The organism is Colwellia echini (assembly GCF_002843355.2).
In the GTDB taxonomy this organism is placed as follows: Bacteria; Pseudomonadota; Gammaproteobacteria; order Enterobacterales; family Alteromonadaceae; genus Colwellia; species Colwellia echini.
In genome coordinates this window covers 1-643 of the sequence record NZ_PJAI02000084.1, presented here as the reverse complement: position 1 = coordinate 643, position 643 = coordinate 1, and the positions used below count along the sequence as shown (strand labels likewise).

Sequence of the window (643 nt, the reverse complement as noted above, 5' to 3'; positions counted from 1 at the left end):
GCGTTATACGTACAAGGATAGTCATGCAATCAATTGAATCATTAGCTTTAGGTGTTAGATTACTTGGTATATTTCTTTTTGTAACTTTACTCAGAGATATGCCTTTGACAATTGAAACAATCTCTCAATATAAAAGCTTCGATCCTAGTTTAAATACAAGCTTTACAATGAATTTTTATACTGCTGTATCTGTTATCTCGATTGCTTTCTCTTTAGCAATGATCAAATTTCCAGTTTTTATTTCGAAAAAATTAATAGCAAAAACTATTACAAAGTCACCTATTATTTCTAGTGATTTGGATATTGCTAAAGTGACAGGTATAACTCTTCTAGGTATTTATATTTTATCTTGGGCTATACCTGACTTGGTTAATAATCTTATTGGTCTATCTCAGGCTAAAGAGTATGCTCCACATGATAAAGCTAATATCGCTTATATTTGGAATTCATTAATTACCACAGTAGTTGAAATCGGTATCGGTTTATATTGTATGTTTAGTGCATCAGGGCTAATAAAATTAGTAAAAATGGCTCGTAAGTAAAGTACGTATAACAAGTTGCTTAAAAGGACAAAAAACAGTTGGCTTTTGCTCCTTCGTCGCTTATTTTAGCCAACAATTTTTTGCCTCTTAGCAAGGCGTTA

At 31.6% G+C, this 643-nt stretch carries 1 protein-coding gene; it reads left to right on the top strand.

The window, feature by feature from the left end; genetic code table 11:
- On the top strand, positions 1-542 hold a 542-nt coding region (locus tag CWS31_RS17365), incomplete at its 5' end, for a hypothetical protein (RefSeq protein ID WP_211355866.1).
- Positions 543-643: the final 101 nt, after the last annotated feature.